Genomic DNA, 6,069 nt, shown 5'->3' on the forward strand with positions numbered 1-6,069 from the left:
CTGCATGGATTCCGAACAGGCACCCCGACACCGCGGTTTTTCACCAACCTGCCGCTGACCTGTGCATTCCGCGTGCCCGGAAGCACCCGTGTTGAGTCCTGTCGCTTCGCCGGGCAACCACTCACCACGGGGACAGATTCACCCGATCCAGGAGTGTTCCCGCCGGACTGCCCCTAAGCTCCGGGCACCGTCGGCGCCCCCGGAAAGGAACTCGCCGCGATGACCGGCCCCACGATCCCCATGCCCGGACGGCTCCGCGCCGCGCTCGCGCTCGCGTTCCTGCAAGTGCTCATGAACGGCGTGTTAGCCGCGTCCGCCCAACTGCAGATCGCCACCCAGCGAAGCGACGGCGAGGAGCCGTTCTCCCTCCTGTACGCGATGACGTGCTTGTGGTACGTCTTCGCCGCGGGCCTGATGGTGTCCTGGATCGCGATCCTGTTCGGCTACGACTGGGGTCGCTGGTCGCTGCTGGCGTTCGAAGCGCTGTCCACGATCGGCGGTTTGGCGGGCGGCAGCCTGACGGCAGCGGCGGGTTTGGTGCTGGCCGGGCTGGTGGTGACGGCCCTGTTCCGGGAACCGGTGACGGCGTGGTTCGCGGCGAAGGCTGCTCAGCGCCGAGCGAGTTCGACGATCTGACGCATCCCGTCCGGCGTTATCGGCTGGCCTCGTTGAGCCGAGCGAGCCATTCGCGCAGCAGACCGGCTTCGGAGCCGCTGAAGCCCGCGTCGGTCACCGGGTCGACGTCTTTGGTGGGGGCGACGATCCCGAGCAATGCCTGCGCGCGGTCGGCGATCGGAGAACTCTCGGCGGGTGCGTTCTGCTCGGTCAACGCGTTGAGCACGATGTCGCGCAACGGCCGGATCAACTCGACGTCCCGCGCTTCTTCCGGCTGCGCCAGCAGGAGCAGAACCGCGCCGGTCGTGGACGCCTCGATGGCCACCGCGGCCGCCTCGACCGAGGCCCGGAGCAGGCCTTGCGCGTTGGCGCGTTCGAGCATGCCGCGCAGGATGGCCCGGTTCTCCGCGGCCGCCGCGGGTTGGCGGCCGGGCCGGACGCTTCCGTACATCAGCGTGTAGATCGCGGGGTTGGCCAGCCCGAACGCGACGTGCACGTCCCAGCCGCGGCGCAGGTCGTCGATCGGGTCGTCGGCGGGTTCGAAGGCGCGTTTTTCCGCGAGGTAGCTCTCGAAACCGAAGGTCGCCACGGCGTCGAGGAGCCCGTCCTTGTCCGCGAAAAGCCGGTACAGCGTGGGTGTTTGCACTCCGGCCGCCGTCGCGACGGCCCGGGTGGACAGCCCGGACGGTCCGGCCGCGGCCAGCAATTTCACCGCTTCGCTCAGGATGCGCTCGCGCTGGTCCTCCACTGCCATGTGCCGACGATAACAGATTCCTGTTGACGTTGACACTGACGCTGTCACGGTAATAGCGTTATCAGCGTCAACACCGAAAGGATCCGCTCATGTCTTCTGTGCACGTCGCCATCGCCTACTACTCCGGATACGGGCACACGCTCGAGATCGCGAAGGCCGTCGGCGACGGTGTCGAATCAGTGCCCGGGACTCGCGTCGACCTGGTCGACGTAGCCGAAATGACCGACGCGAAGTGGGAAACCCTCGACGCCGCCGACGCGATCATCTTCGGCACCCCGACCTACATGGGGTCGGCGTCCGGGGCGTTCCACGCGTTCGCCGAGGCGACCTCGAAGCGCTGGATGACCCAGCGCTGGCTGGACAAACTCGCGTCCGGGTTCACCAACTCCGGATCGATGAGCGGCGACAAACTGCACACGCTGCAGTACCTCGCGCTGCTCGCCGCGCAGCACGGCATGCACTGGGTCAGCCTCGGCCTGATGCCCGGCTGGAACACCACCACCAGCAGCGAACACGACGACAACCGGCTCGGCTTCTACCTCGGCGCGGGCGCGCAAACGTGGAACGACCAGGGCCCGGACGCCGTCCACGCCGCGGACCTCACCACGGCGCGCCACCTCGGAGCGAGGGTCGCGGCCCAGGCCCTGCGGTATCAGCAGCCGATCGCTTCCTGACCGCCGTCAGAACAGTCGGAACTCGTCGGAATCCGTGCCGCGCAACGCGTCGTAGTCCAAGACCAGGCAGCGGATCCCGCGGTCCTCGGCGAGGACGCGCGCCTGCGGCTTGATCACCTGCGCCGCGAACACGCCCTGCACCGGGGCGAGCAGCGGGTCGCGGTTGAGGAGTTCGAGGTATCGGGTCAACTGCTCGACACCGTCGATTTCGCCGCGGCGTTTGATTTCCACCGCGACCGAACCGCCGTTGGCGTCGCGGGCCATGATGTCGACCGGGCCGATCGCGGTCGGGTATTCGCGGCGGACCAGGGTGTAGCCGTCGCCGAGGGTTTTGATGTGCTCGGCGAGCAGTTCCTGCAGGTGCGCCTCCACGCCGTCCTTCTGCAGGCCCGGGTCCACGCCGAGTTCGTGCTTCGAATCGTGCATGATCTCGGCGAGCGTGATGACGAGTTTCTCGCCCGCCTTGTTCTGGACCGTCCAGACGTCCGGGTCCTCGATCAGCCAGCACGGCGGCGACATCCAGTTCAGCGGCTTGTACGAGCCGCCGTCGGAGTGCACGAGCACCGAACCGTCGGCCTTCACCATCAGGACGCGGTTGGCCATCGGGAGGTGCGCGGTCAGCCTGCCGACGTAGTCGACCTGGCACCGGGCGACGACGAGCCTCATCGGATCCGCCCCGCACGGAGCGGGCTGGCGAAACCGGCCTGGGAAGAGGGGAGCACGAGACGCACCCGCCGAGGGTAGGACAGTCTCGGTGATACTGGCGAGGTGGACCCCATTCAGCGTGTCGCGACCCGCGAGGTGTATCGGAACAACTGGATGACGGTGCGGGAGGACGCCATCCGCCGCGCCGACGGCAGCGACGGCATCTACGGCGTCGTCGACAAACCGACCTACGCACTGGTCGTCCCGCTCGACGGCGACCGGATGCACCTGGTCGAGCAGTTCCGGTACCCGCTCGGGATGCGGCGGTGGGAATTCCCGCAGGGCACCGCGCCCGACCTCGCCGAGACCCCGCCCGCCGAGCTGGCCCAGCGGGAACTGCGGGAGGAGACCGGGTTGCGGGCTTCGGCGTTCACGGAACTGGGAATGCTCGACGTCGCACCCGGTCTGACCAGCCAACGCGGGCATGTCTATCTCGCGACCGGCCTTACGGAGGGCGCGCCGGAGCGGGAACTGGAGGAACAGGACATGCGGACGGCGTGGTTCAGCCGGCCCGAGGTGGAGAAGATGATCTCCACCGGGGAAATCTCGGACGCGCAGTCGGTGGCGGCGTACACGTTGTTGCTGCTGCACGAACGCTGCTGACCGCCCTCGCGGCACCGGCGGCTCCGCCGCTGCTGCCCCAATGCCGCATTGGGTGCGTCAGATGCACCCAATGCGGCATTCGGTGCACCCCACGCACCCAATGTGGCGTTCGGCGCGTCAGACGCACCCAATGCCACATTGGGGCGGCACGAAACCGAGGCCAAGGCGCGGAATCAATCCGTCCAGTCGGGCTTGCGCTTCTCCAGGAACGCCGCCATCCCCTCACGCGCCCCCGGCAGTTGCGAAGCCGACGCCATCACCTCGACCGCGATCGCGTACGCGTCGGCTTCCGGGCGGTCCAGCTGGGCGTACAACGTCTGCTTCCCCATCGCCTTGCTGGCCCGGCTGCCGCGAGTCGCGCGGCCGAGCAGTTCCGCGACCGCCTCGTCCAGGGCGTCGTCCGGAACGACGCGGTTGACCAAACCCCAGTCCAACGCCGTTGCCGCGTCGACCACGTCACCGGTCAAAGCCAGCTCCATCAGGCGTTTCCGCCCGATCGCGCGCGCCACCGGCACCGCGGGTGTGTGGCAGAACCAGCCACCCTTGCCGCCCGGCAGCGCGAACCCCGAAGACTCCGCCGCGACCGCCAAATCACAGGACGCCACCAGCTGGCACCCCGCGGCCGTCGCCAGTCCGTGCACCCGCGCGATCACCACCTGCGGCACCGATTCCATCGTCCGCATGAGCGTCGTGCAGAGGGTTAGCAGCTCGCGCACCCCCATGAGGTCACGTGCGGCGACGTCGCCGAAGTCGTGTCCAGCCGAGAACACCGGCCCCGCCGCCGCCAGCACGATGCCGGTCGCGTCTGACTCGCCCGCCGCACGGAACGCGGCGAGCAACTCGCCGAGATGCTCGGCCGACAGCGAATTGCGCCGCGCCGCGCGGTTCATCGTGATGGTGACCGTGTCGCCGTCCCGCTTTACGAGGATGTGCTCGTACTCGCCCATGCCTCGACCGTAACCCCGCTGACGGGGATGCGGAAAGTGCGCCGATAGGAATCCGGCCCGACCCCCACCTCCGCCCGCAACCGGCGTCGCAGGTTCGCGGCGCTGCCGAGCCCCGCCCGCTCAGCCACCCGAGCGACCGGCAGATCGGTGGTTTCCAGGAGCCGCTGTGCGTGCTGCACCCGCTGGACGAGCAACCATCGCCCAGGCGTACTGCCAGTAGCGGCAGCGAACTCGCGATGAAAAGTCCGAGGACTCATCCCCGCGTGCTCCACCAGATCCGGCACGCTGATCTCGTCGGCAAGCCGAGTCATCGCCCAGTCCATTGTGGACGCGATCCCCGGCCTCGAAGCATTGGCAGGCAAGGGAGCCTCCGCATACTGCCGCTGCCCGCCTTCCCGAACCGGCGGCATGACCAGGCGGCGAGCAAGCCGCGCCGCAACATCCGCCCCATGATCACGCCGCACCAGATGCAGGCAAAGATCAAGCCCACCCACGACGCCCGCAGACGTAAGCACGCCGTCCTGCTCGGCGTACAACACGTCACGCCGAAGCTCCGCCGCCGGCGCGGCTGTCGCGAGCGCGTCGAGATCGCGCCAATGCGTAGTAGCAGGCCGCCCGTCAAGCAGCCCCGCAGCAGCGAGCGTGAACGCCCCGGAACAAAGCCCAGCAACCGTCGCCCCGCCACGATGAGCCCGCCGAAGCGCGCCCCGCGCAGCGGCAGGCACCTCGGCCAACGGATCGTCGCGTCCCGGCGCGAGAATCAGATCGCACTCGTCCAGCCCGGAAAGACCATGCGTCGCAACAACTTCCCCGAACGGCGACACCCGCGTCCGTCCCCGCCCAGGCGCACACACGCGCACCGTGAACGGACCGATCCCACTGTCGGTGCGATCCTGAGCCCACACCTCCGCGATCACCGCCAGGTCGAACATCCGGCTGCCCGGCAGGAGCAGCACCCCGATCGTGCGCATGGCAGAAAAGTACCGCATCGCGCCTCTTCTGCCACTCCCCTTCGGCGCGATCTCGCGGCCAGAATCAAGCTCATGACCACCGCACTGCTGCTGATCGACGTCCAACAAGGCTTCGACGACGCCAAGTTCTGGGGCCCGCGCAACCACCCCGACGCCGAAGCGAACATCCAAGCGCTGCTGCAGTCTTGGCAGGATCGACGCGCCCCAGTCGTCCTAGTCCACCACGACTCCATCAAGCCAGATTCGCCCCTACGCCCAGGCCAGCCAGGCAACGACTTCAAGCCCGAACTAGCCAACGCCCGCCCAGACCTGGTCTTCGGCAAGAAGGTGAACTCCGCCTTCCTGGGCGACATCGACCTGGACGCCTGGTTCAAGACCCGAGGCATCACCAGCTTCGTCCTGGCCGGAATCCAAACCAACTTCTGCTGCGAAACCACCGCCCGCATGGGCGGAAACCTAGGCTACGACGTAACTTTCGCCCTGGACGCCACGTTCACCTTCGCCCTGGAAGGCCCAGACGGCACCACCCTGACCGCAGACGAACTGACCCGGGCAACCGCGACAAACCTCCACGGCGGCGGCTTCGCAACAGTGAAATCCACCAAGGAAATCCTGTCCGCCATTCCGTGAGGGGAACCCTCACGGACTCAGAGTCCCCCAGGGTTCCCCTCACGACCCGCCATAGTCCGCCGACCGCAGCCGGTACACCCAACCAGCGAGGCACCCACACCACCCCCGCACCCCGATACGAAGCCAAAAACGCGGACGGCGGGTGCTTGTCAAGGCATCTTTCCCGCCTT

At 68.0% G+C, this 6,069-nt stretch carries 8 protein-coding genes; 4 read left to right on the forward strand and 4 right to left on the reverse strand.

All coding sequences use genetic code 11. The features are described 5' to 3' along the window. The first annotated feature begins 219 nt into the window (after nt 1-219). Nucleotides 220-636: a hypothetical protein gene (locus ABZX37_RS36100; RefSeq protein WP_354747295.1), complete on the forward strand. Its 417-nt coding sequence runs from the start codon at nt 220-222 to the stop codon at nt 634-636. A gap of 16 nt (nt 637-652) precedes the next feature. Here the strand turns inward: ABZX37_RS36100 and ABZX37_RS36105 are convergent, their stop codons facing one another. After that, complete coding sequence (locus tag ABZX37_RS36105) at nt 653-1,369, reverse strand: TetR/AcrR family transcriptional regulator (RefSeq protein WP_354747297.1); 717 nt, start codon at nt 1,367-1,369, stop codon at nt 653-655. 89 nt (nt 1,370-1,458) lie between these two features. On the opposite strand from ABZX37_RS36105, the gene ABZX37_RS36110 reads away from it, so the two are divergent. After that, nucleotides 1,459-2,043, forward strand: a complete 585-nt coding sequence (locus ABZX37_RS36110; RefSeq protein ID WP_354747299.1) for a flavodoxin family protein — start codon at nt 1,459-1,461, stop codon at nt 2,041-2,043. A 6-nt stretch (nt 2,044-2,049) separates the two neighbouring features. On the opposite strand, the gene nucS is transcribed toward ABZX37_RS36110, so the two are convergent. After that, a complete protein-coding gene (gene nucS / locus ABZX37_RS36115; RefSeq protein ID WP_354747301.1) occupies nt 2,050-2,709 on the reverse strand; it encodes an endonuclease NucS in 660 nt (219 codons plus the stop codon). Between the two features lie 102 nt (nt 2,710-2,811). Here nucS and ABZX37_RS36120 point away from each other — a divergent pair, with 102 nt between their 5' ends. Beyond that, complete coding sequence (locus ABZX37_RS36120) at nt 2,812-3,351, forward strand: NUDIX hydrolase (protein ID WP_354747303.1); 540 nt, start codon at nt 2,812-2,814, stop codon at nt 3,349-3,351. A 173-nt stretch (nt 3,352-3,524) separates the two neighbouring features. Here the strand turns inward: ABZX37_RS36120 and ABZX37_RS36125 are convergent, their stop codons facing one another. Both ABZX37_RS36125 and ABZX37_RS36130 read right to left on the reverse strand, forming a co-directional pair. Next, nucleotides 3,525-4,298 carry an enoyl-CoA hydratase-related protein gene (locus ABZX37_RS36125; protein ID WP_354747305.1) on the reverse strand — a complete coding sequence of 258 codons (774 nt, stop codon included), beginning with the start codon at nt 4,296-4,298 and terminating at the stop codon, nt 3,525-3,527. Further along, on the reverse strand, nt 4,271-5,269 hold the full coding sequence (locus tag ABZX37_RS36130; RefSeq protein ID WP_354747319.1) for a helix-turn-helix domain-containing protein: 999 nt from the start codon (nt 5,267-5,269) through the stop codon (nt 4,271-4,273). Before ABZX37_RS36130 ends, ABZX37_RS36125 begins: the two co-directional genes overlap by 28 nt. A 72-nt stretch (nt 5,270-5,341) precedes the next feature. On the opposite strand from ABZX37_RS36130, the gene ABZX37_RS36135 reads away from it, so the two are divergent. Then, on the forward strand, nt 5,342-5,899 hold the full coding sequence (locus tag ABZX37_RS36135) for a cysteine hydrolase family protein (protein ID WP_354747307.1): 558 nt from the start codon (nt 5,342-5,344) through the stop codon (nt 5,897-5,899). Nucleotides 5,900-6,069: the final 170 nt, after the last annotated feature.

Origin of the sequence: Amycolatopsis sp. NPDC004079 (genome assembly GCF_040610415.1) — a bacterium.
GTDB classification, from domain to species: Bacteria; Actinomycetota; Actinomycetes; order Mycobacteriales; family Pseudonocardiaceae; genus Amycolatopsis; species Amycolatopsis halotolerans.